Raw genomic sequence first — 22,093 nt, forward strand, 5'->3', positions numbered from 1 at the left:
CTAACTTGATATTGTTATTTCAGGGGGAAACACATGAGACGCACAAAAATAGTGGCAACACTGGGACCTTCCTCATCCGATCCGCAGATAATTTCCGAGCTGATAGACGCCGGACTTAATGTAGCCCGCCTCAATTTTTCCCACGGGGATCACGAAAGCCACGGCAGAATGATAGACCTGATCCGTTCCATAGCTGCGGATAAAAATACATGCGTGACAATATTACAGGATCTCTGCGGTCCGAAGATCCGTCTCGGGATTCTCCCTGACGAAGGGATTGATCTTGTAAAGGGGGAAACCTGCGTTCTTGTTTCTGAAAGCAATGCAGAGGAAGGAGCGCTTCCCGTTCAGTATGAAAACCTTGAATCCGATCTCAAAAAAGGCGACCGAGTGGTTCTGGCGGACGGCACAATGGAGCTCACTGTGGAAAAGACAGAGGGTAAAAGAGTGATCTGCCGCATAGTGCGCGGCGGAAGGGCTTTCTCCCGCAAGGGTGTTAATATGCCCACATCGAACCTCAGCGTTGTCGCCTTCACGGAGAAAGACCGCAGGGATCTTATGTTCGGGCTGGCAAAGGGCGTTGATGTCGTGGCGCTCTCGTTTGTGCGCAGCGCGGCGGATCTGGTGAAGATACGCTCAATTCTCGCCAAGGAGAAGAACCCGCCAATGCTCATAGCCAAAATAGAAAAGCCTCAGGCTGTTCAGAATATAGATGAAATCCTCCCCATGGTCGACGGAGTGATGGTAGCCAGAGGGGATCTCGGGGTGGAGATGCCCCTTTTCGATGTGCCCGTGATCCAGAAACAGATAATCCGCAAGGCACGCAGAGAAGGCAAGGTGACTATTACCGCTACGCAGATGCTTAAAAGCATGGTGGACAGCAACCTGCCCACCAGAGCGGAGTGTACGGATGTGGCAAACGCCCTCTTTGACGGAACATGCGCAGTCATGCTCTCAGAGGAGACAGCCTCCGGAATGTACCCTGTCGAGGCAGTGAAGGTTATGGACGCACTCGCCAGAGCGACCGAGCATCACGTCATCAGCGAATACAGCATGAAGAGCGATGAGCACGTCATGGATAAAAAAAATATAGCGTGGGCTGTGGGGCGCTCCGCATGCTGGCTGGCGAAGGATATTGAGGCGGGAGCGGTTGTGGCTTATACCGAATCAGGCTTCACTGCGGCAAGCGTGGCGAGATTCAGACCCTCTGTGCCCATACTGGCGCTGACGCCGAATAAACGGACATTTACCAAGCTGAACATGCTCTGGGGGGTGGTTCCCGGACTTACGGAAGGCTTCAGTGATATTGAGGAAATGTTCTCAAGCGCCGCCGAAATCGCCGTCGCGAAAGGGCTTGCCCGGAAAGGGGACAGCATAGTTATCACGGCTGGTGTTCCATTGGGCGTCAAGGGTTCTACAAATATGGTAAAAGTTTACGAAATCTAGGATATTCTGCCGGATATTTCCGCACGGACGGGGATAAGCACCTCGTCCGTCTTGGGCAGTGAGGGGGAACAGGGCTCTTCATCCTCTTCCAGCATAATCTCCAGAAGGTTGTTGAGAACCTCCTCCGCAGTTTCCAGAGCCTCCTCATATGAACGGCTTTCTGCCCGCAGCTCCTTGAAATCCCTGAAACATATCCGGTACGCATCATTTTTCAGTTTTATCCTGCACGGATAAGCGAGTTTCATCTGAGCACTTCCGTTTTCTTAACTATAATTAAGTATAGCCTCCGCCGGAGGCTTTTCAAGCAAGCCTTGCTTTAACTTCCTATTTTGTTTAATATCGCCGCATAAAGACATGGAGCATTAAATGGCTGATATAGCGATAGAGAGGATCTCCTTCCAGCTTACCCCTTCTGCGGAAAGGGAAGTTAAGAAAGGTCATCCGTGGGTTTTTGATAAAGGGATAGTTAAGCAGAATAAAGACGGGCAGACGGGCGCCTTCGCTGTGATATATGATAAGGATCGCACTTTTGTGGGGCTGGGACTGTATGATCCCGATTCGCCGATCCGTATCCGCATGCTCCACAGAGGTAAGCCGGTCACCATTGACTCAGACTGGATGAAGGACAAAATAAGCGCGTCCATCTCCGCCCGCAGGAAGCTTTTCGCTGATGGAACCACAACGGCGTTCCGTCTTATAAACGGGGAGAATGACGGTCTGCCCGGAATCATAGCTGATTATTACGAGAAAACCCTTGTGATCAAATTGGATTCAGGCATCTGGATTCCCTACATCGATCTTCTTACATCGCTTTTTGATGAGCTGCTGAAGCCCGAGTGCGTGATCCTTCGCCTCAGCAGAAGCATAGACATAAAAAAAATACCCGAAAAAATCCGTGACGGAGCAGTGCTTAAGGGTGCGGCGCCCAAGGGTGCTGTTATATTCAGAGAGAACGGCATACTCTTTGAGGCGGAGCCGATCCACGGGCAGAAGACAGGCTTCTTCCTCGATCAGCGTGATAACCGCGCAAGGGTCGAGAAATACGCCAAGAACCGTGACGTGCTCAATGTTTTTTCATACACTGGCGGCTTTTCGCTCTACGCAGCCAGAGGCGGCGCATCCTCCGTTATAAGCCTTGATGTGAGCGAACCTGCCCTGAAAGCGGCAAACAGAAACTTTGAGCTGAATAAAGACGATATACTTATCTCCGAATGCAGACACAGCACAATCTGCATGGACGCGTTTGAGGCTTTGACTGAGCTTGCCAAGCAGAAGAAAAGGTTCAGCATGGTGATTGTGGATCCGCCTTCATTCGCCCGCAAGCAGTCGGATGCGGAAAGCGCAGTGGCAGCGTATCAGAAACTTACCCGCCTTGCGGTGGGTGTTCTGGACAGCGGAGGGATTCTTGTTTCCGCCTCCTGCTCGGCGAGAGTTACGTCTCAGATATTTTTCGACGCTGTCTCCAAGGCGGCGGCTAAGGCCGGGCGCCCGTTGCAGATAATGCAGAAAACAGGTCATGCGGCAGACCACCCTGTGGGCTTTCCCGAAGGGGAATACCTGAAGTGTCTGTTCGCTTTTGCGAAATAGATATTAACGGGTATATTTTACGGCAGGCTGTGGATATATCATTCACAGTCTGAATCCTATTTCGCAAATGCCTTTATAATATCCTCTTCCTTTCCGGCGACAATGAGCTCGTCACCCTCGTGCAGAACCATGTTGGGATTGGTGATAATGCTTGTCTTGCTGCCGTTTTTCTTCACCATCACGGCGTTAATCTGGAACTCCTTCCTTAAATCAAGATCAAGAAGGCTCCTGCCCTCCATGCGGGCGGGTATGGAAATGTTGACAAGGCTTACGTCACCGTCCACTGTGAGTATCTCCATCATGTCCGGTCTGCTTATTCTGTCCGCCAGACGCTTGGCAACCTCTCTTTCGGGGAGTATTACTTCGTCCGCGCCTATTTTAAGAAGAAGCTCTTCGTGGATCTTCCTGTTAGCCTTGGCGATTACATGCTTGCAGCCTATTTTTTTCAGATCCGCCAGCGTGAGCAGAGCCTGCTCAAAGCTGCTCCCGATGCCGATTATCACTGTATCAAATTTATCTATCCCAAGCTCCGCAAGGGTTCCGTGATCCGTGACATCGGCTATGACAGCCTCTGTGACATTATCCTTAATCTGCTCTATTATGGTTTTATCTCTGTCAACAGCGAGTACGTTATGCCCTTTTCTTGTTAGTTCCGTGGCTATGCGGAAGCCGAATATACCCAGTCCGAGCACTGCTATGTCTTTCTTCATTTTCATCACCCCAGAATGATTTTTTCTTCAGGATAAGCGAGTTTCGATTCTTTCTTTTTCCCTGTCATGGCGATAAGCATCGCGCTGGGTCCCACCCTGCCTATGAACATGCAGGCGGTAAGGATCAGTTTTTCCGCCGTGCTCGCCTCTGCCGTGAGCCCCAGAGACAGACCGACAGTGCCTATGGCGCTGACAACCTCAAAAAGAACTCCGAGAAAGTGACTCTCTCTGAAAAGGAGAATGAGAGCTGAGGCGAAGCACACCACAACGGAATACAGAAAGATTATAGTAAACGCCTTAAGTATATTTGACGGCGGTATTGTCCGCCCGAAGATTCTCACTCCCGTCTCCCCTTCCACTGCCCTGCGGACGGAAACAGCGGCGAGGAATGCCGTTGTCGTTTTGATTCCGCCTCCGGTGGAACCCGGGGAGGCGCCTATGAACATGAGGATTATCATCAGCATGAGGCTGACGCTGTGCATGCCCGCAAGATCAACAGTGTTGAAGCCTGCCGTCCTTGCTGTGACGGACTGAAACAGAGAGTCGATCACGCTCATCTGACCGTATTCTGTGAAATAAAGCAGAACAGCTCCGCCGAGGCTGAGGGACGCGGACATGCTGAGAACGATTTTTGTATGAATGCGGAGCCTTGTCTTCTCTTTGATCTTGCGCATCAGATCGAATATCACATAAAATCCCAGCCCGCCCGCTGTAATAAGCAGCATAACCACTGTTTTCACCATGCTGCCGGAGTCGGAGAGACTGTTGTCGAATGTGCTGAAACCAGCGTTGCAGAAGGCGGAAACGGCATGGAATACCGCAGGATAAAGCGCTTCGCCGATTCCGTAACCGTCCGTCACAAACCCTATCCAGAGGAGGACGACTCCCACAGCTTCACATATGAAGGTGTAGGATACTATGTAGAACAGAACATTTTCGATTTCCCGCAGGCTGTAGCTCTCCGCCAGACGTGAAGCCATAAGCCTTGTGCCGAAGTCGAGATCTCCTGTGATAAAAAGAAGCAGGGACGAGCTGAGGGTCATTATCCCCAGAGCGCCGAGCTGTATCAGTGTCAGGAGTATGATTTGCCCGAATAAGGTAAAGTCAGAGGTGTTCATAACGGAAAGCCCCGTGACACAAACGGCGGAAGTTGACATAAACAGCGCATCCGCAGGGCTCAGACCGCCCGAGGCTGTGACAAAGGGTGTCATAAACAGCAGCGCGCCGGCTGCGATAAGCACAAGGAAGGTCAGTATAAGATAGCCCTGAGGCGAAGGACGGCGTTTCTTCATAGAAATTTATAGCATTTCCGGCATATTTTTTACACTCAATTTTTCTTTATGCTTCCAGACTGTTATAACAGTACGACACAAATATTTCTTTTAAAACAAAACACGGCTATTTACATTTTCAAATATTTTCAGTAGAAGATAGAGCCTTCAATTTCGGCTGATTGCGTTAGTAACCCCCGTCAGGGGAAGATATGAAATCATGAAACATAAAATAAATTCAGGAAAAATCCCGCATGGCAAAAGCATTTAACCAGAAACTCAGGAATATTGCGATCATAGCGCACGTTGACCACGGCAAAACAACCCTTGTGGATGCCCTTTTCAAACAGGCAGGCGTTTTCAGGGAAAATCAGGCGGTGGACGACCGCCTCATGGACAATATGGATCTTGAGCGTGAACGCGGAATCACCATTGCCGCTAAAAACTGCTCCGTAACTTACAGCGGCGTTAAGATCAACATCCTTGACACACCCGGACACGCCGATTTCGGCGGTGAGGTGGAAAGGGCACTTTCCATGGTGGACGGCGTTATCCTCCTTGTGGATGCTTCCGAAGGTCCGCTGCCCCAGACACGCTTTGTTCTGGGCAAGGCATTTGAGGCAGGGCACAAGGTCATAGTGGTAATTAACAAAATAGACCGTCAGGACGCCAGACCGGATGAGGTGCTCAACGAGGTTTACGACCTTTTCATAGATCTCGGCGCTGATGACGACCAGATAGAATTTCCCCTGTACTATGCTATAGGCAGGGACGGAATATGTCAGACAACGCTTGAGGAAAGAGGAACGGACATGCGTCCGCTCTTCGAGGCTATTGTAAACCACATCACTCCGCCCGCCTATGACGATGCGGAACCCTTTCAGATGCTGGTGAGCGACCTCAGCTACTCCGATTATCTCGGAAGGCTTGCCGTGGGCAAGGTTATCAACGGTTCCGCTCACACGAACGAGACCCTTGTGTGCATAAACGAGAAAAACGAGCAGGTTCCCCTTCGTGTAAGCAAAGTGCAGACATATGAAGGAACAGGCATGAGGGATGTGGAAAGAGCCGAGCCCGGCGACATTATCATCCTCTCCGGTATAGAAAACGTCATGATAGGCGACACTGTCTGCACCAAAGAAGCTCCCAAGGCGCTGAAAAGGATCAAGATAGACGAACCTACGGTATCAATGAAATTCTCCATCAACACCAGCCCGCTTGTGGGTAAGGAGGGCAAGTTTGTTCAGTCCTCCAGAATCCGTGAGCGTCTGTTCAAAGAGGCGATGAAAAACGTTGCCATAAGGGTTGAGGAAACCGATTCTCCCGACAGCTTCATAGTTAAGGGCAGAGGCGAGTTCCAGATGGCAATCATAGTCGAGACCATGCGCCGTGAAGGGTTTGAGCTCTGCATCGGACGTCCCGAGGTTATCACTAAAACCATAGACGGCGAGTTCTGCGAGCCGATCGAACATCTTTTTATCGACTGCGACGGAGCCTTTGTAGGTGTTGTAACCGAAAAGCTCTCACTGAGAAAGGGCAGGCTGACCAACCTTGTCAACAACGGAACGGGCAGGGCGAGACTTGAGTTCTCCATCCCCAGCCGCGGTCTTATAGGCTATCGCGACGAATTCCTGTCGGATACTAAGGGTACAGGGATTATGAACTCTCTGTTTGACGGCTATGAACCCCACAGAGGCGAGATAATCTCCCGCTTCACCGGTTCCATAGTTTCAGACCGTGCAGGCAAAGGCGTGGCTTACGGGCTGTTTCACCTTGAGCCCAGAGGCGTGCTTTTTGTCCGTCCCGGGGAGCCAGTTTATGAGGGGATGATCATAGGCGAATACAACAAGGACAATGATCTTAACGCTAACCCCTGCAAGGAGAAAAAACTCACCAACATGCGCGCCTCCGGCAAGGACGACGCGGTAACCCTCACCCCCGTGATGCCCATGACTCTGGAAAAGGCGATCCACTTTATCGCCGAAGACGAGCTTGTGGAAGTAACACCGCTTTCCGTGCGCCTGAGAAAAAAGATTCTCTCTCAGCAGGAAAGACACACTGACAGATCAAGAAAACTTACATCTAAATAAATCATATGCTCAATACCCCGCTGCCTGCAAAGGGCGGCGGGTATCTTTTTCTCTCATATAAAACAGCTAGATATAATTATTGAGATTGCGAAGCCCGCTTTCAGAGGCTATTCTTTTATAGCAGCCGTGTTTCATTATTATTTGGGGATATATATATGAAGGCTTTTCTGCGTTTCGGGATTCTTATTGTCCTCTTCATTGCGGCATTTGCCGCTCTTTATGTCTCTTATGCGGAAGTGCGCAAAAAGAGTCTTGAAAAGCTCGGAGAGAGACAGATGCTCCTTGCAAAGCAGGCTGTGACGGGGATTGAGGAGTTCTTCAACAGCTACACAAACATGTTTATGCAGTATGCCCTTGCCCCGGAAATGGTCAATTTCAATAATGAAGGCAAACGCCTGATCCGCACCCTTTATGTATTCAACAAAAAACAGTTCAGAGCAGTCACCAGATACGATGAAAACGGTATCATTCTTTATACTTTCCCGCAGAGACCCGAACTGGTGGGAACTAGTATAGCCGATCAGGAGCATGTGAAGCTGATGCTGAAACTGCGGGAACCTCTGCTCAGTGATGTTTTCACCGCCCTTCAAGGGTACCGGACAGTTGCGCTTAATGTACCTGTTTATGACGGATCGGTTTTCAAGGGTGTTCTGGCGGCTCTGGTTGATTTTGAGTATGTGGCTTCAAAGTATATAGGCAGTATAAGCATCGGCGAATCGGGCTATGCGTGGATGATCGATAAGGAAGCAAACCTGCTTTTCAGCCCTGCTCACGGGAAAAATCTTATCAATGTCAAATTTGAGGCGGAAAAATACCCCGACTCACGGGAGCTGGGCGACAAAATGCTCATGGGCGAAACAGGCTTCAGCGAGTACACGTATGACACGACACGCGGCGATAGAGTGGTGCCGGTGAAAAAACTCGCCGCGTTCATGCCTGTTCATGTGCTGGGCAACTTCTGGTCGCTGGCGGTTGTCATACCGGAGGATGAGGCTTACGACGATCTCTCCGGTTTTTATAAGAAAATGCTTTTCATAATGGCGGTGATGTTTGCCGCCTTTGCGTTTTACATCAGCGTTGTTTTCAGAATGATGAAGCTTTCCCTCATGAACACCGAGCTTGCCCAAAGGGTGGCGGAAGAGGTGGAGAAAAGGAAGGAGCAGGAGAAGATGCTGCTCCAGCAGGCGAAGTTCACCTCAATGGGCGAAATGATAAACGCAATCGCACACCAGTGGCGTCAGCCGCTCACAGCCATAGGCTTCGGCATTCAGGAAATGGGGGAAATGGCAAAGGAGAAACACCACACGGATGAGCATTTAGACGATTACGTCAGGTTTCTTATGGACATAGTGATGCACATGTCGGAAACCATCGATGATTTCAGAAACTTCTTCCGCCCCGACAAGGACAGGGTGGAGCTTGACATCAGGCGTACCATGCTGGCTGTTTACCATATAATCGGTTCTCAGTTTGCAGCCGCCGGCATAAAAGTCAGCATCCTGTGCGAGACCCCCGGACGGAAGTATGAGATTCACGCGGAAAAGGACATAACCGACGAAGACACTGAGCTTTATACTGTGGAGGGGTTTGAAGGGGAAGCGAAGCAGGTTTTTCTCAATATTCTCCAGAATGCCCGTGATGCGATAATCCCCAGAACAGAGCTTATAAAAATGAATCAGGGCAGTGTCTCTGTCACGGTTACACCGTACGGCAGGTATATAGACATTGACTTCATTGATAACGGCGGCGGCATCAAGGCTGAGTTTCTGGACAGGGTGTTCGACCCTTATTTCACGACAAAGGGCGAATCCGTGGGGCTGGGCATAGGTCTTTTCATGTCCAAAACTATTATTGAGGAGCATATGGGCGGGCTGCTCATGGTGCGCAATATTAAGGAAGGTGCGAAATTCACCGTGCGTCTCAACAGAAAATACCCTGATATTACAGGCGGTGAGTAAAATTTTTGAGAAAAATAATTGGTTTTGTTTTAATTCAGGTAAATATTACGTTGCAAATTCTTGAATAATCGTTATTGTGTAATCGACAGGACGGTAGTATAAGAATATCCCCCAGATGATTTCCTTATCCTAGAGTAAGCATCCCCCGCAGTGATTTGTCTTAAGCATAACAGCGTTAGCCGGTCGGCTGCTTCAAGCGTGCCTGAAAAAATATAGTGAGATAATAATGAACGAAAATGAAACAACAGGCTTCGAGCATTTTGGGCTCAGCGCTGAAGTAATGCAAGGCATCACCGAATGCGGATTCAAGTCACCCAGCCCCATCCAGCAGCAGACTATCCCCCTTCTTCTTGAAGGCAGAGACATGATAGGACAGGCGCATACGGGAACAGGAAAAACGGCGGCTTTCGGATTACCGTCCATAAGCAGACTCAAAAAGACAGGCGAAGTTGAAATGCTTGTCATCACCCCCACAAGGGAACTCGCCATGCAGGTGAGTGACGAACTCTACAGATACGGCAAATATGCCGACATCAACACAACAACTGTATACGGCGGTCAGTCATACGCACGCCAGTACGAGCGCCTCAGAAGGGGAACACCCATAGTTGTCGCTACCCCCGGCAGGCTTCTTGACATTCTTTCATCCGGCAAGGTCAAAAGCTTTGCTCCTTCCATAGTGGTTCTGGATGAAGCTGACGAGATGCTGGACATGGGTTTCCTTGAGGATATTCAGAAGATTTTCACATTCCTCCCCGAGGACAGACAGACACTTCTCTTCTCCGCCACAATGCCTGATTCCATAAGGAAGCTGGCAGCGAACATTCTCAAGAATCCCGCTCATATCAGCGTGATGAACAAAGAGAAAACGGTAAAAGACATTGACCAGAGATATTATGTTATCGAAGAACAGGAACGTGATGACGCTATCATCCGTCTCATAGACAGCTTCGAGCCCACACGCTCAATCATCTTCTGCCGCACCAAAAAAGAGGTGGAGCGCATATGCACCACTCTCATAGGCAGAGGCTATTCCGCAAAGGGTCTCCACGGTGATATGGAACAGCACCAGAGAGAAGAGGTCATGACCTCCTTCCGTGACGGGCGCATCTATACACTTGTGGCAACAGACGTTGCAGCTAGAGGGCTTGATGTTAAAGACGTAACGCACGTTTTCAACTACCACATGCCCTTCGATTCAGAAAGCTACATACACCGTATCGGCAGAACAGGCAGAGCGGGAAGCAAAGGTATAGCCGTAACCCTCGTCACTCCGCAGGAGCTCAGAGGACTTAACCGCATTCAGCGCAGCATAGGCGATGTTATGACTCAAAAATTCATTCCCACTCTTTCAGAAGTAAGAGATGAGAATATAGCCAAGCTTGTGGACAAAGTTGCCGCTTGCGAAATAGACAAAAAAGCAGCAGAAGTGCTTGAAATGCTCACCTCAGAACACAGCGAAGTGAATATAGCTCTCAAGCTTGTTTCCATGCTTCTTGACAAGGAAAGCTGCGCAGGTCCCAACCAGATTGGTCTCAGCCCGAAAAGAATCGAAAGGGTTCTTGAAGACGAAAAACGCGACCGTATGGACAAATCGAAGGGCAGAGGCGGCAACAGACGCTCAGCCGGCGGCTCACGCGACCGTTACAGCCGTGACAGAAGCGAAAGAAGCGGCGATTCCAGAGGCAGCGGCTACAGCAGAGAGCGTTCATCCTCTGACCGTTTTAACAAGGACAGAAGCGAGCGCCCTGCCGGAGACAGATTCAGCAAAGACAGAAGCGACCGTCCCGCCGGAGACAGATTCAGCAAAGACAGAAGTGAACGTCCTGCCGGAGACAGATTCAGCAAGGACAGAAGCGAACGTCCGGTTGGAGACAGACCTGCCCGTGACAGAAAAGAGGGCGACCGCAGCAGCGGCAGTTTCAGGGATAAACCCCGCTCAGCCGAAGGGCAGCCACGTTCCGGCGGCTGGAGCAAGTTTGACAAGGAACCCCGCCCCGAAAGGGAAAAAACAGGCGGCGATTCCTTCTGGAAAAAGCGCAATAACGATAAATAATAAGAATACACAAGCCTCCCTTTTCGGGAGGCTTTCTGTTTGTTGACAAAGTCCTTTTTGCTCCATCTCTGCGTCATTCTGAACGTTAGTAAAGAATGACCGCAAAAAGAAGCTTATGTTTATCATCAATCTGCAACCTCCCCCCGTGGAGGTTTTTTTTGTGCTATCCGCCGTTATCTCATGTTAAGCTTGTATAAAAAGCGGAGGTGCACATGAGCAGGCACGGCGGATTCTCGGAGGAAAGAACAGAGTCTCTTTTCGGACTTTTTTCCGGATTTATTGACGGCAGAGACGGCAAAGAGCTTTTCGATACATTCAAACCCAAGCTGGACGGGCTTACCCCGCTTGAAGTTCTTGTTATGGGGGAGCGCCTGCTGAAAGCGGGATATTCCGTGGAAAACATAAAGAAGCAGGTGGAGAAGGTTTTCAACATCATTATCCCCGCGTTGAAAGAGTACGAATGGACAGAACCTGATAAAGAGAGCGCCGTCTGCTGGCTCATGGAGGAGAACCGCGCCTTGGCTGCGCATATGGACGGGATGAAGGGCAAAATAAGGGAACTGAGTTCTCTGGAACCCTCCTCTGTGGCTTATTCGTCTGTATATTCCTCATTGAAAAAGGATTTCCGGCGGCTTGCGGAGTTTGAGCCGCATTATCTTAAAACGGAGAATGTTCTGTTCCCGTTTCTTGAAAAACACCAGTATTTCGAGCAGCCGCTTAAAATTATATGGTCATTGGATGATGACATCCGCACGGTTATAAAAGAGGTCAATTCCGCCCTTGATTCGGCGGACAGTCTGGGCATAGAGGAGCATGTAATAATCGGCAGACTTTTCATGCTGATGATGCGCATGACGTATAAGGAGAATCTGGTTATCCTCCCCGCTGCCGCAGAGTGTCTGAGCGGAGCGGAAAACACCCGCATGCTCAGCATGTTCGGAGAGATAGGCTTTGCGTTTGTGGAACCGCCCGCATGCTCCTCCGGTTCTGAGGAACAGGCTGAATACACCGGCGGACTGATAAAAATGGGCGAAACCGGAGTGCTCACTGTCAGCCAGCTTGTCAGTATGCTGAACAGTCTCCCCGTTGATATAACTTTTGTGGATGAAAACGATCAGGTGAGGTATTTTTCTTCGCCTAAGGAGAGGTTCTTCACCAGAAGCCCCGCGATCATTGGGCGAAAGGTGCAGAACTGTCACCCGCCGGACAGCATAGACACCGTTAACCGCATAGTGGAATCATTCAGGAGCGGGAGTAAATCAGAGGCGAAATTCTGGATAAACCTGCGGGGCAGGCTGCTCCTGATCAGTTACTACGCCGTGCGCGATGGGAAGGGACACTACATGGGCACGGTTGAGGCTACACAGGATATTACGGAGATAAAAGAGCTTCAGGGGGAGCGGCGTTTGCTTGAGTGGGATCAAGATTAACCTGAGACAAATATGTACAATGAAATATGTAAAAATGATTTGACAACTATTTATGAAAAAGACCTTGAAAATATGTTGCCGATATTGCAGATTAAGTTCTTTGTCTTACCAATAAAGCGGTTAACCAGAGGGATATTGATGCAGTTTAAATTTTTACACAACAACATTAACGTATTTGATCTCGGCAAAAGCCTTGAGTTCTACAAAAAAGCCCTCAGTCTGAATGAGGTTCGCAGATATAATCAGGAAGACGGGGATTTTATCCTTGTTTATCTCGGCGATGGAGTAACCCCCCACCAGCTTGAGCTCACATGGCTGAGAGACAGGGAAGAGCCCTATGATCTCGGCGAAAATGAGGTACACATAGCCTTCGGAGTGGACGACTTTGAGGCAGCTCACAGGCTTCACACAGAAATGGGCTGCATCTGCTTTGAAAATAAAGCCATGGGCATATATTTTATCGAAGACCCTGACGGCTACTGGGTTGAGATTATTCCTAATAAAAAATAGCCGGAAGTGTGTAAACACCTCTATGGATAGAGGTGCGCCGTGCGGCGGATCGAGTCACTGCGGGGAGGGCACAGCCTGACGCGGCAGCCTCAGGATATACACAGAGATTGCTTCACTCCATGCGGAGTTCGCAATGACGCTGCTGGAAGGCAAGCCCTGAATTGCGCCGTGCGAAGCGAAGCCGCATTTACTGCGACGCGAGCGTGTGCAAAAATTTCCATGGATGGTAAATTTTTGCTGTAAAGTCAGCACAGCCTGACGCGGCAGCCTCAGGATATACACAGAGATTGCTTCACTCCATGCGGAGTTTGCAATGACGCTGCTGGAAGGCAAGCCCTGAATTGCGCCGTGCGAAGCGAAGCCGCATTTACTGCGGCGCGAGCGTGTGCAAAAATTTCCATGGATGGTAAATTTTTGCTGTAAAGTCAGCATATCCTGACGCGGCAGCCTCAGGATATACACAGAGATTGCTTCACTCCATGCGGAGTTCGCAATGACGCTGCTGGAAGGCAAGCCCTGAATTGCGCCGTGCGAAGCGAAGCCGCATTTACTGCGGCGCGAGCGTGTGCAAAAATTTCCATGGATGGTAAATTTTTGTTATTAGATCAAACTAAGGCAGTATCCATGCTTTTTATATAGCTGATCAGGTCTTCGATGGTCACTACAGGATACCCGTGCGCATTTCCGAATGCCAGCACTTCCGGCGTTCTCGCCATTGTGCCGTCCGGATTTGTAAGCTCGCATAAAACTCCGCAGGGCTTGAAGCCCGCCAGCCGCACAAAGTCCACAGTGGCTTCTGTGTGCCCCGTTCTTTCCAGCACTCCGCCTTTTCTCGCCCTCAGCGGGAATACATGACCGGGTCTGTTCAGATCGGACGGCTTGGCTCCGTCCTTTATAGCGGCTCTCACCGTGGTTACCCTGTCAGCGGCTGAGACGCCCGTGGTTACCCCTTTTGCCGCCTCTATGGTAACTGTGAAGCCTGTTCCGTAGCTGCTGGTGTTGTTCTGCACCATCATGGGCAGCTCAAGCTCTGCGGTCTTCTCCTCTGTGAGGCAGAGACAGACTATGCCGCTGCACTCTCTTATGAGAACAGCCATCTGCTCGGGGGTGATTGTTTCTGCGGGGAAGATAAGATCCCCCTCGTTCTCCCTGTCCTCATCGTCAAGGACAAGTATCCCGCCGCCGTTTCTCAGCGACTTAAGGGCGTCTTCTACTCTTTCGGGAGATGTTTTGGGTAAAATACATTTCTGATTCACGGTAAACCTCTTCATTTTCGTAAATCAGGGCAAGATTAAAGGGGAAAATTAAGGCATGGAGTTTCTTGGCATGCGTTTAATCCTCTTTCGTCCGGACTGTACCGTCGGCTTCGGAATCTCACCGAATCTGCTGACCTCCGCATCTGCGGAGCGCTCGCGGGCTTGCCTGTCGGGCTTACCGCCGGTGGGGAATTTCACCCCGCCCTGAGAATATGGTTCTATTATAGTCTTTTATATTCCTCTGTCAATATTCAGCAGTATTGTTATATCATTCTGTACACACGTACGGTAAACTAATATTGACACATGACGTAAACCTCTATTCAAAGGTAATTGACTGTTATTCGGATTATTTGTCATCAAAAGTTGACATAATTCTAACTCCTTAGAGATAAAGCTTTTTCATTTATTTGCTATTCTTTGTCAATTATCGTTGACATAGATATAATATGTATCATTTTGTAACACGTTGTTATTTAAGGTGTTTATTTTTGGCACACCTGTTGCTTAACTATCCGTATGGAAAACACCGAAAATCTTGAAATACTTTTTGCAGAAGACGAAGAAGAACTGAGAAGGGGCGTATGCCTTTACTTCAGAAGATTCGGATATAAAGTCACTGAAGCCGCCAACGGATTGGCGTGCATTGAGAAAATTAAAGAAAAAGAAAAAGGCGGAAAAGGTTTTGACCTTATCCTTCTGGATGTGATGATGCCGGAGATGACAGGGCTTGAGGTTCTTGATTTTCTGCACAGAAACGGACGCAGTACCCCCGTTCTTCTCATAACAGGCTATCTGGATGTGAGACCGGAGGACGAGTATATGAAAGAAATGGTGATAGGTCTTCTTCATAAACCATTCAGCCCATCTGAGCTCATTGAGAGTACACACACAATTTTGCAAAGGAGCAAAAAAACATGAACTCAGTTATTTTCGGAATCGGCGTTACGGTTACAGCAGTATCGGGAATTTTTATGGCTTTATTCGAGTATTTTCATATCAGCACTGTTTCCGCCGCGCAGATGGGACTCTTCCTTACTTTGTCCTTCTCAGGAATAGCGGCAGCGGCAATAAAAGCAAAAAGGACATACTATGCGAGAACTGACTGACAAGACAGGTATATACCTGTCGCTTTGCTCCGGTGCGGCAGCCTCAGCGGCTGTTTTTTTCACAGGGGGCGCACTATCGTTTTTTATCACGCTTCTTCTTGCGGCAGCGGGCGTTTTTGCGGTTTATTTTTCTTCCGTTAAAACAGCGGAGAAATGCGGAGTCCGCGCCGAGGCAGAGAAGCAGGCTGAGATGAACAAGCTTCAGGAGTTTATGAAGTGCACCAAAAAGCTTCTTGATGACAGAGCGGAGCTTATGCCTATGTTTTCCGTTCAGCTCCAGAAGGTTATTAAGGATACGGAAGAATCTTCAAACGAAATCAGCAGCAACTTCATGAGCATTGTGGATCAGGTTGAATCGCAGGGCGAACTCGCCGGATCCGCCATCCTGAACCTGATGGATAATGACAGAGGCGGTCAGTCCATGATGGAAAAAAACAGGATTGTTCTTCTTGAGGTCATAAAAACACTGAAGGAAACCGGTTCCTTTTCTGATCTGGTCAGCTCCCGTTTGAATCTGATAATGGAAGGGGCGAGCAAGGTCAACGCCACAGTCTCTCAGGTGGAGTACATTGCGGATCAGACAAACCTTCTGGCGCTTAACGCAGCCATAGAGGCAGCAAGAGCCGGAGAGCACGGACGGGGCTTCGCTGTTGTTGCGGATGAAATCAGAAAACTCTCCGAGCAGTCAAACCGCTTTGCCATGGACATAAGAAACTCTGTAAAGGCGATTACTCACGATATAGAGGGAATATACAATGAATCATCCGGAAACGCGGAGAAGATGAACGAGCTTGCCGCGTCTTCCGAAAAGGATGTGGATGAGGCGCTGAGTCTTCTTGACGGCGGTATAAACTCCGCAAAGGAAACTATCGGGCGCCTTCAGGAAGAAACAGCGAAAACCGCAGAGCGCATAAGAGGAATCGTTATCTCCCTCCAGTATCAGGATATAAACAGACAGAGGATTGAACACGTAATCGAACCGATTGACATAGTCGGCAAGGATCTCATTAACCTTTCCGCCGCTATGAATGATGTAGGCGGAAACCTGTGCACCCTGCGCCTGAGTGACTTAAGCACCCACCTTAAAACCATGTACACCATGGAAAGTGAAAGAGCGATATTTGAAAAACACATAAAAGGGTTCGGCGGAAGCGGCAAAAGCGGAAACGGTGTAAGCCGGAAAAGCAAATCAGCCGTTGAAGCGGACAATGTCGAATTATTTTAGGAGTATGCAATGCTAGACATCACAGAGGAAAAAATCGGTTCGGACTGCGTTCTTTCCTTATCGGGCGATCTTACCGTATGCAACATAGGGCAGGTGCGCGAAAAGCTTATGGAACTTTATTCCACGGAAAACAGCGTAAGGGTGAACATAGCCGGGGAATCCAGCATAGATTTCACGTTTTTTCAGCTGATGTGCTCTGCCCACCGCACCTTTTCGTCGGTAGGCAAAAATATATCGTTCGATAAAACAGAGGGCTGCCCGCTGGAATTAAAGAAATTCAGCCTCGGTTTTTCAAGGCGTTCGGGATGCAGTCAGGATAAATGCGGAAGCTGCCTTTGGGCGGTAAAGGAGAATGTTTAATGGGGAAAATAATTCTTAGCGTGGATGATTCCGCCAGCATACGCCAGATGGTGAAGTTCACTCTGACAAAGGAAGGCTACGAGGTTATAGAAGCCTCAGACGGCGTTGATGCACTTGCAAAAATAACCGGCAAAAAGGTTGATATGGTTGTGACAGACCTTAATATGCCCAATATGGACGGCATAACACTCATAAAAGAGCTGAGAAAACAAGCTGCGTACAAATTTATACCCATAATAATGCTGACCACGGAATCTCAGGATTCAAAAAAACTGGAAGGAAAAGCGGCAGGCGCTACGGGCTGGATAGTAAAACCTTTTAAGCCCGAACAGCTTCTGGGAGTAGTAAAAAAAGTATTAGGATAGGCTTATGTCCGCTGATATTCACAAACAGGCATTTGTAACCGAGGCAGGAGAGCTCCTTGAGGAGCTTGAGCAGTCTCTGATGGAGCTTGAAAACACACCGGATGATTCTGATCTGGTAGCCAAGGTTTTCAGAGCTATGCACACCATCAAGGGCTCCGGTTCGATGTTCGGATTTGACAATCTTGCCGCATTTGTTCACGGCATAGAGACCGCTTACGATCTCGTGCGTGAAGGGAAACTGGCAGTGACTCAGGAGATGATAGAAAACTCACTTAAGTCCTGCGATGTTATCAAAGAAATGGTGGCTGATGAGACCATTGATTCATCTGGAGGCGTGGCAGCCGCTCTCAAGAATTTTTTCGCTGCTCTTCAAGGCGGCGGAGCTTCCGCAGCTAAACCTGCGGAAAAAGCCAGAGAACGCAAAAGCTCGCTGACCACGTTCAGGGTTCAGTTCAAGCCCCACGAGGACATTTTCACCAGAGGGGTAAATGTTCAGCTTCTTCTTAATGAGATTGCGGAGCTGGGCGAATGCAAGGTTATAGCACATCCTGAGAATGTTCCTTATCTGGATGAGCTTGAAAGCGAGAAATGCTACGTTAACTGGGACATAATACTCACAACGGATAAAGGCGAAAACGCCATACGCGATGTATTCATCTTTGTTGAGGACGACTGCGACATAACTATAACCCCCGTGGCTTTTTACGATGGCGAGTCAGCGGATGATCACGAACGGATCGGGGAAATACTTGTAGAAAAAGGTGACATATCCAGAATTGAGCTGGAGGCGATTCTCTCCGAGAAAAAACGTCTGGGCGAAATACTGGTGGAAAAGGGCGCTGTGGCTCCGTCTGCCATTGATGCGGCGCTTGAGGAACAGAAACACATCAGGGAAATAAAAGCCAAAAAGAGTGAGGCGGAGGGCATGACCTCCATAAGGGTTCAGTCGGATAAGCTGGATTTTCTTGTGGATCTCGTCGGCGAGCTTGTCACGGTGCAGGCACGCCTCAGCCAGACGGCGGCGAGGAAAAACGAGCCAGAGCTCCTCAAGATAGCGGAGGATGTTGAAAGGCTTGTGTGGGATCTGCGGGATAACACAATGAGCATCAGGATGCTCCCCATAGGCTCCACATTCAGCAAGTTCAACAGGCTTGTGAGAGACCTTTCCCACACTCTGGGCAAAAAGATAGATCTCGTCACCGAAGGCGCTGAAACCGAGCTTGACAAAACTGTTATCGAAAAGCTTAACGATCCCCTTGTTCACCTCATAAGAAACAGCATAGACCACGGTCTCGAAATGCCCGAGGAGAGAAAATCGGCGGGCAAGAAGGAAACAGGAACAATAACGCTCAGCGCCAGACATTCAGGCGACAGTGTTCTCATACAGATAACCGATGACGGCAGAGGCATAGACCCTGAGAAGGTACGCAGAAAAGCTATCGAAAAGGGGCTCATCGCTGAAACAGTGGAACTCACGGCTAAGGAAGCATGCGAGCTTATACTCGCCCCGGGCTTTTCCACCGCGGAAGCCGTTTCCAACATCTCCGGACGCGGTGTCGGCATGGATGTGGTGAAAAGGAATATAGAAGCGCTTAAGGGCACGCTGGATATTACATCAGAGAAGGGGAAAGGCACGGTGATAAGCCTGAAGCTTCCTCTCACTCTGGCGATAATAGACGGGCTTCTGATCAAAGTCTCGGATCAGTTCTTTATAATACCTCTGGCTGTCGTGGAGGAGTGCATAGAGCTCACCCCCAAGGACATAGCCAATTCCCACGGGCGGAGCATAATTCAGGTGCGCGGCGACATAGTTCCCTACATCAAGCTCCGTGAGCTCTTCGGTATCAGGAGCGAAGTGCCGGAGATTCAGCAGATAGTCGTTACTGAGATAGACGGAAGAAGGGTTGGTTTCGTGACGGATTCGGTTATAGGCGATCACCAGACAGTTATAAAATCACTCGGCAAAATATTCAAGGAGGTTCACGGAGTATCAGGAGCATCGATACTCGGCGACGGATCGGTTGCGCTGATCATAGATGCCGTGAAGATATATCACGGCATAGAGTAGATACATTTTAAGTAAATTTTTTTTATCTGAAAACCTTGGAGGTTGTTATGTTGAAGAATCTGAAGATCGGCATGAAGCTGCTGATAGGCTTCGGTATTGTCCTTCTGCTTACCCTTATGGTAGGTCTTGCGGGATACACCGGAATGAACAAAGTGCTCGGAAGCGTGGAGTATTCCGAGGATATGTGGACAGTGGGCGAATTTATTCTCAATGCCCGCACGCAGGAAAAGAACTACATCATAAGAAAGGATCAGGCTTCTCTGGACAATATACACAAGGAGCTTGACGGGCTTAAGGCAAGGGCTGAGGAAACAGCCAAAAAAATGGACGATCAGGCGATCACCGCTGATATAAACAAGATAATCGATGGTGTGGGCAAATACGAAGCTGCTTTTGATAAGTATGTGAATGTGGATAAATCAAAAATCGATGATGAAGCAAGGATGGTTGTTGCCGCTCTGAACGCCATATCCGAGGCGGAGAAAACAGCCAAGGATCAGGTTAAGCAGTTTAACGATATTCTTTCCTCATCAAAAGACGCTGCGGCGCTTGATGACAAAATGAACAAGGTCAACAGTTCTTACATCATCATGATGGATATAGCGGAAGCCAGAAGGCTTTTCTGGCAGTTTAAGAGCACAGGGGATCCTAAAGACGCCGAAAACGTCCGTGAGCGTATTGAAAAAGCCAGAGCAGCGGCAGAAGCTCTGAAGGCTTCATTCGTTAACAAACACAATATTGAAAGCGCCGAATCACTTATAAAGTCAATCAAGGACTACAGCGACAATCTTACGGTTTATGTTGAACGCACGGCAGAGCAGGTAAACATTGATCAGGAAATGGTAGACAGCGCCAGAGCGGCGGCGGAAGTTACAGCGGTTGCCAACGCCGCAAGCTCCGAGATGATGATGTCCGACTTCAGAAGCGCTCTTGTGATGATCCTTATTATGTCCGCGGCGGCTTTGGTTTTCGGTGCTGTTGCGGGTGTGGTTATAGCAAAAGGGATCACAGGGCCTATTAACATGGGTGTATCGTTCGCGCGGGAAGTTGCAAACGGTAATCTGGACGCCGATATGAATCTGGAACAGAAGGATGAGGTGGGGATGCTCGCCGCAGCCATGAAGGATATGATAAATAAGCTCCGCAGTATAGTTCTGGAGGTCAAGGCGGCTTCGCTTAATGTTTCCTCCGGAAGCGGACAGCTCAGCAGCGCGGCGCAGGAAATGTCTCAGGGAGCGACAGAGCAGGCGGCAGCGGCGGAAGAAGCTTCAAGCTCAATGGAAGAGATGACCTCCAACATCAATCAGAACGCCGACAATGCTCTCCAGACCGAGAAAATAGCCCGCAAGGCCGCCGACGATGCTAAAGAGGGCGGACACGCAGTAGACCAGACAGTGAAAGCGATGAAGGATATAGCGGGTAAAATCTCAATCATAGAAGAGATAGCCCGCCAGACAAACCTCCTTGCCCTCAACGCCGCCATAGAGGCAGCACGGGCAGGGGAACACGGAAAAGGCTTCGCAGTTGTGGCAAGCGAGGTTCGCAAGCTCGCCGAACGCTCACAGGAAGCAGCGAGAGAGATAAGCGACCTTTCCACCACCAGCGTGGAAATAGCGGAAAAAGCGGGCAGTCTGCTCCAGCAGATCCTCCCCGATATACAGAAAACTGCCGAACTGGTTCAGGAAATAACTGCATCAAGCAGTGAGCAGAGAACCGGAGCGGAGCAGATAAACAGCGCGATACAGCAGCTTGATCAGGTTATACAGCAGAATGCCGGCGCGTCCGAAGAGATGGCGTCAACAGCGGAAGAGCTCTCAAGTCAGGCGGAAGCACTTGAGCAGACAATGCAGTTCTTCAAAATGAAGGACAACTCGGGCATATCCTCATCAAGAGGCAGAAAAACCGCTATCAAAGCCGCGCACATTAACTCAAACAAAACCCCCGCGCTGAAAGGCGCCAAAGGCAAACAGCAAGGGGATGGAGTGGAGCTGAACCTTTCGGGCAGCGACCACGATAAACTTGATGACGAGTTTATAAGTTACTGACAAATCGGAGGTAGTTATGTCGGAAAGCATAAACGACACTGGAAGCTGCCAGGTGCTTACCTTTAAGATGGGCGAAGAGGTGTTCGGAGTGAACATCATGTCCGTCAGGGAGGTGCTTGACTACACCAATGTTACCAAGGTTCCCCAGACTCCGGATTTCATGCGGGGGGTCATAAACCTGCGGGGCAATGTTGTTCCTGTTATTGACCTTAAGCTGAAGTTCGGCATGTCTGCGACGGAGCGCACAGTGAATACGTGCATAATCATAGTCGAGGTTTCCCTTGACGGTGAGAGCGCTATTCTCGGCGCACTTGCGGACTCGGTGCAGGAAGTGGTGGACTTTGAGAAGGAGTTCATTGAACCCGCTCCCCGAATAGGCACGCAGCTCAACACTGAGTTTATTCAGGGGATGGCGAAAAAGGGTGAAGGTTTTGTAATCATACTGAACATTAATAAGGTTTTTTCCGCTGATGAGCTGAATATGTATTCGGGCTTACAGGAGAACGCTTCTTAAACAGGGATTTATCCCGGAATTTTATATCTGACGACGGATGAGCCGTCACTTTTTATCTGACGCCCTTGTGAGCGGTAAAGAAGGGGGGAGGAT

19 protein-coding genes and 1 riboswitch are annotated in these 22,093 nt (G+C 49.3%); of the genes, 15 read left to right on the forward strand and 4 right to left on the reverse strand.

Features of this window, described 5'->3' with window-relative positions:
• The first annotated feature begins 33 nt into the window (after positions 1 to 33).
• On the forward strand, positions 34 to 1,446 hold the full coding sequence (pyk, locus tag EP073_RS03220; protein WP_128465732.1) for a pyruvate kinase: 1,413 nt from the start codon (positions 34 to 36) through the stop codon (positions 1,444 to 1,446).
• On the opposite strand, the gene EP073_RS03225 is transcribed toward pyk, so the two are convergent.
• Positions 1,443 to 1,691, reverse strand: a complete 249-nt coding sequence (locus EP073_RS03225) for a hypothetical protein (protein WP_128465733.1) — start codon at positions 1,689 to 1,691, stop codon at positions 1,443 to 1,445. The two genes, pyk and EP073_RS03225, sit on opposite strands and share 4 nt — an antisense overlap.
• A 121-nt stretch (positions 1,692 to 1,812) precedes the next feature.
• Here EP073_RS03225 and EP073_RS03230 point away from each other — a divergent pair, with 121 nt between their 5' ends.
• The gene (locus tag EP073_RS03230; protein ID WP_128465734.1) at positions 1,813 to 3,033 is read left to right on the forward strand and encodes a class I SAM-dependent rRNA methyltransferase; all 1,221 of its coding nucleotides are present in this window, start codon (positions 1,813 to 1,815) and stop codon (positions 3,031 to 3,033) included.
• 56 nt (positions 3,034 to 3,089) lie between these two features.
• Here EP073_RS03230 and EP073_RS03235 read toward each other — a convergent pair whose 3' ends face one another.
• Positions 3,090 to 3,743, reverse strand: coding sequence for a potassium channel family protein (locus EP073_RS03235; RefSeq protein WP_128465735.1), 654 nt, complete (start codon positions 3,741 to 3,743; stop codon positions 3,090 to 3,092).
• Between the two features lie 5 nt (positions 3,744 to 3,748).
• A complete protein-coding gene (locus EP073_RS03240; RefSeq protein ID WP_128465736.1) occupies positions 3,749 to 5,035 on the reverse strand; it encodes a TrkH family potassium uptake protein in 1,287 nt (428 codons plus the stop codon).
• 233 nt (positions 5,036 to 5,268) lie between these two features.
• Here EP073_RS03240 and typA point away from each other — a divergent pair, with 233 nt between their 5' ends.
• From typA to EP073_RS03265, 5 genes are all read left to right on the forward strand, one after another.
• The gene (gene typA, locus EP073_RS03245; protein WP_128465737.1) at positions 5,269 to 7,104 is read left to right on the forward strand and encodes a translational GTPase TypA; all 1,836 of its coding nucleotides are present in this window, start codon (positions 5,269 to 5,271) and stop codon (positions 7,102 to 7,104) included.
• A gap of 155 nt (positions 7,105 to 7,259) precedes the next feature.
• The gene (locus tag EP073_RS03250; protein WP_128465738.1) at positions 7,260 to 9,062 is read left to right on the forward strand and encodes a sensor histidine kinase; all 1,803 of its coding nucleotides are present in this window, start codon (positions 7,260 to 7,262) and stop codon (positions 9,060 to 9,062) included.
• Between the two features lie 226 nt (positions 9,063 to 9,288).
• Complete coding sequence (locus EP073_RS03255; protein WP_128465739.1) at positions 9,289 to 11,118, forward strand: DEAD/DEAH box helicase; 1,830 nt, start codon at positions 9,289 to 9,291, stop codon at positions 11,116 to 11,118.
• A 212-nt stretch (positions 11,119 to 11,330) separates the two neighbouring features.
• Complete coding sequence (locus EP073_RS03260; protein WP_128465740.1) at positions 11,331 to 12,548, forward strand: DUF438 domain-containing protein; 1,218 nt, start codon at positions 11,331 to 11,333, stop codon at positions 12,546 to 12,548.
• Positions 12,549 to 12,686: 138 nt separating this feature from the next.
• Positions 12,687 to 13,058 carry a VOC family protein gene (locus EP073_RS03265; protein ID WP_128465741.1) on the forward strand — a complete coding sequence of 124 codons (372 nt, stop codon included), beginning with the start codon at positions 12,687 to 12,689 and terminating at the stop codon, positions 13,056 to 13,058.
• 605 nt (positions 13,059 to 13,663) lie between these two features.
• Here EP073_RS03265 and ribB read toward each other — a convergent pair.
• Positions 13,664 to 14,314 carry a 3,4-dihydroxy-2-butanone-4-phosphate synthase gene (gene ribB / locus EP073_RS03270; protein WP_241654041.1) on the reverse strand — a complete coding sequence of 217 codons (651 nt, stop codon included), beginning with the start codon at positions 14,312 to 14,314 and terminating at the stop codon, positions 13,664 to 13,666.
• Between the two features lie 75 nt (positions 14,315 to 14,389).
• A riboswitch (FMN riboswitch) is annotated at positions 14,390 to 14,530 on the reverse strand.
• A 303-nt stretch (positions 14,531 to 14,833) separates the two neighbouring features.
• On the opposite strand from ribB, the gene EP073_RS03275 reads away from it, so the two are divergent.
• The 8 genes from EP073_RS03275 (at position 14,834) to EP073_RS03310 (ending at position 22,000) form a co-directional block, all read left to right on the forward strand.
• Positions 14,834 to 15,235 carry a response regulator gene (locus EP073_RS03275; protein ID WP_128465743.1) on the forward strand — a complete coding sequence of 134 codons (402 nt, stop codon included), beginning with the start codon at positions 14,834 to 14,836 and terminating at the stop codon, positions 15,233 to 15,235.
• Entirely contained in the window at positions 15,232 to 15,423 is a 192-nt protein-coding gene (locus EP073_RS03280; protein ID WP_128465744.1) for a hypothetical protein, read from the forward strand. Before EP073_RS03275 ends, EP073_RS03280 begins: the two co-directional genes overlap by 4 nt.
• A gap of 424 nt (positions 15,424 to 15,847) precedes the next feature.
• Complete coding sequence (locus tag EP073_RS13960; RefSeq protein ID WP_241654070.1) at positions 15,848 to 16,648, forward strand: methyl-accepting chemotaxis protein; 801 nt, start codon at positions 15,848 to 15,850, stop codon at positions 16,646 to 16,648.
• Between the two features lie 9 nt (positions 16,649 to 16,657).
• Positions 16,658 to 17,008, forward strand: coding sequence for an STAS domain-containing protein (locus EP073_RS03290; protein WP_128465746.1), 351 nt, complete (start codon positions 16,658 to 16,660; stop codon positions 17,006 to 17,008).
• On the forward strand, positions 17,008 to 17,373 hold the full coding sequence (locus EP073_RS03295; protein ID WP_128465747.1) for a response regulator: 366 nt from the start codon (positions 17,008 to 17,010) through the stop codon (positions 17,371 to 17,373). Before EP073_RS03290 ends, EP073_RS03295 begins: the two co-directional genes overlap by 1 nt.
• 4 nt (positions 17,374 to 17,377) lie before the next feature.
• Positions 17,378 to 19,441 carry a chemotaxis protein CheA gene (locus EP073_RS03300; RefSeq protein WP_128465748.1) on the forward strand — a complete coding sequence of 688 codons (2,064 nt, stop codon included), beginning with the start codon at positions 17,378 to 17,380 and terminating at the stop codon, positions 19,439 to 19,441.
• Positions 19,442 to 19,488: 47 nt separating this feature from the next.
• A complete protein-coding gene (locus EP073_RS03305; protein WP_128465749.1) occupies positions 19,489 to 21,486 on the forward strand; it encodes a HAMP domain-containing methyl-accepting chemotaxis protein in 1,998 nt (665 codons plus the stop codon).
• 16 nt (positions 21,487 to 21,502) lie between these two features.
• Positions 21,503 to 22,000: a chemotaxis protein CheW gene (locus EP073_RS03310; protein ID WP_128465750.1), complete on the forward strand. Its 498-nt coding sequence runs from the start codon at positions 21,503 to 21,505 to the stop codon at positions 21,998 to 22,000.
• The last annotated feature ends 93 nt before the right edge of the window (positions 22,001 to 22,093 follow it).

The sequence above is a fragment of the Geovibrio thiophilus genome (assembly GCF_004087915.1).
Classification (GTDB): Bacteria; Chrysiogenota; Deferribacteres; order Deferribacterales; family Geovibrionaceae; genus Geovibrio; species Geovibrio thiophilus.

What these genes read in the sequence shown, in the direction of transcription:
- pyk (WP_128465732.1), top strand. Translation starts at nt 34, where the DNA reads ATGAGACGCACAAAAATAGTGGCAACACTGGGACCTTCCTCATCCGAT.
- EP073_RS03225 (WP_128465733.1), bottom strand. Translation starts at nt 1,691, where the DNA reads ATGAAACTCGCTTATCCGTGCAGGATAAAACTGAAAAATGATGCGTAC.
- EP073_RS03230 (WP_128465734.1), top strand. Translation starts at nt 1,813, where the DNA reads ATGGCTGATATAGCGATAGAGAGGATCTCCTTCCAGCTTACCCCTTCT.
- EP073_RS03235 (WP_128465735.1), bottom strand. Translation starts at nt 3,743, where the DNA reads ATGAAGAAAGACATAGCAGTGCTCGGACTGGGTATATTCGGCTTCCGC.
- EP073_RS03240 (WP_128465736.1), bottom strand. Translation starts at nt 5,035, where the DNA reads ATGAAGAAACGCCGTCCTTCGCCTCAGGGCTATCTTATACTGACCTTC.
- typA (WP_128465737.1), top strand. Translation starts at nt 5,269, where the DNA reads ATGGCAAAAGCATTTAACCAGAAACTCAGGAATATTGCGATCATAGCG.
- EP073_RS03250 (WP_128465738.1), top strand. Translation starts at nt 7,260, where the DNA reads ATGAAGGCTTTTCTGCGTTTCGGGATTCTTATTGTCCTCTTCATTGCG.
- EP073_RS03255 (WP_128465739.1), top strand. Translation starts at nt 9,289, where the DNA reads ATGAACGAAAATGAAACAACAGGCTTCGAGCATTTTGGGCTCAGCGCT.
- EP073_RS03260 (WP_128465740.1), top strand. Translation starts at nt 11,331, where the DNA reads ATGAGCAGGCACGGCGGATTCTCGGAGGAAAGAACAGAGTCTCTTTTC.
- EP073_RS03265 (WP_128465741.1), top strand. Translation starts at nt 12,687, where the DNA reads ATGCAGTTTAAATTTTTACACAACAACATTAACGTATTTGATCTCGGC.
- EP073_RS03275 (WP_128465743.1), top strand. Translation starts at nt 14,834, where the DNA reads ATGGAAAACACCGAAAATCTTGAAATACTTTTTGCAGAAGACGAAGAA.
- EP073_RS03280 (WP_128465744.1), top strand. Translation starts at nt 15,232, where the DNA reads ATGAACTCAGTTATTTTCGGAATCGGCGTTACGGTTACAGCAGTATCG.
- EP073_RS13960 (WP_241654070.1), top strand. Translation starts at nt 15,848, where the DNA reads ATGGAAAAAAACAGGATTGTTCTTCTTGAGGTCATAAAAACACTGAAG.
- EP073_RS03290 (WP_128465746.1), top strand. Translation starts at nt 16,658, where the DNA reads ATGCTAGACATCACAGAGGAAAAAATCGGTTCGGACTGCGTTCTTTCC.
- EP073_RS03295 (WP_128465747.1), top strand. Translation starts at nt 17,008, where the DNA reads ATGGGGAAAATAATTCTTAGCGTGGATGATTCCGCCAGCATACGCCAG.
- EP073_RS03300 (WP_128465748.1), top strand. Translation starts at nt 17,378, where the DNA reads ATGTCCGCTGATATTCACAAACAGGCATTTGTAACCGAGGCAGGAGAG.
- EP073_RS03305 (WP_128465749.1), top strand. Translation starts at nt 19,489, where the DNA reads ATGTTGAAGAATCTGAAGATCGGCATGAAGCTGCTGATAGGCTTCGGT.
- EP073_RS03310 (WP_128465750.1), top strand. Translation starts at nt 21,503, where the DNA reads ATGTCGGAAAGCATAAACGACACTGGAAGCTGCCAGGTGCTTACCTTT.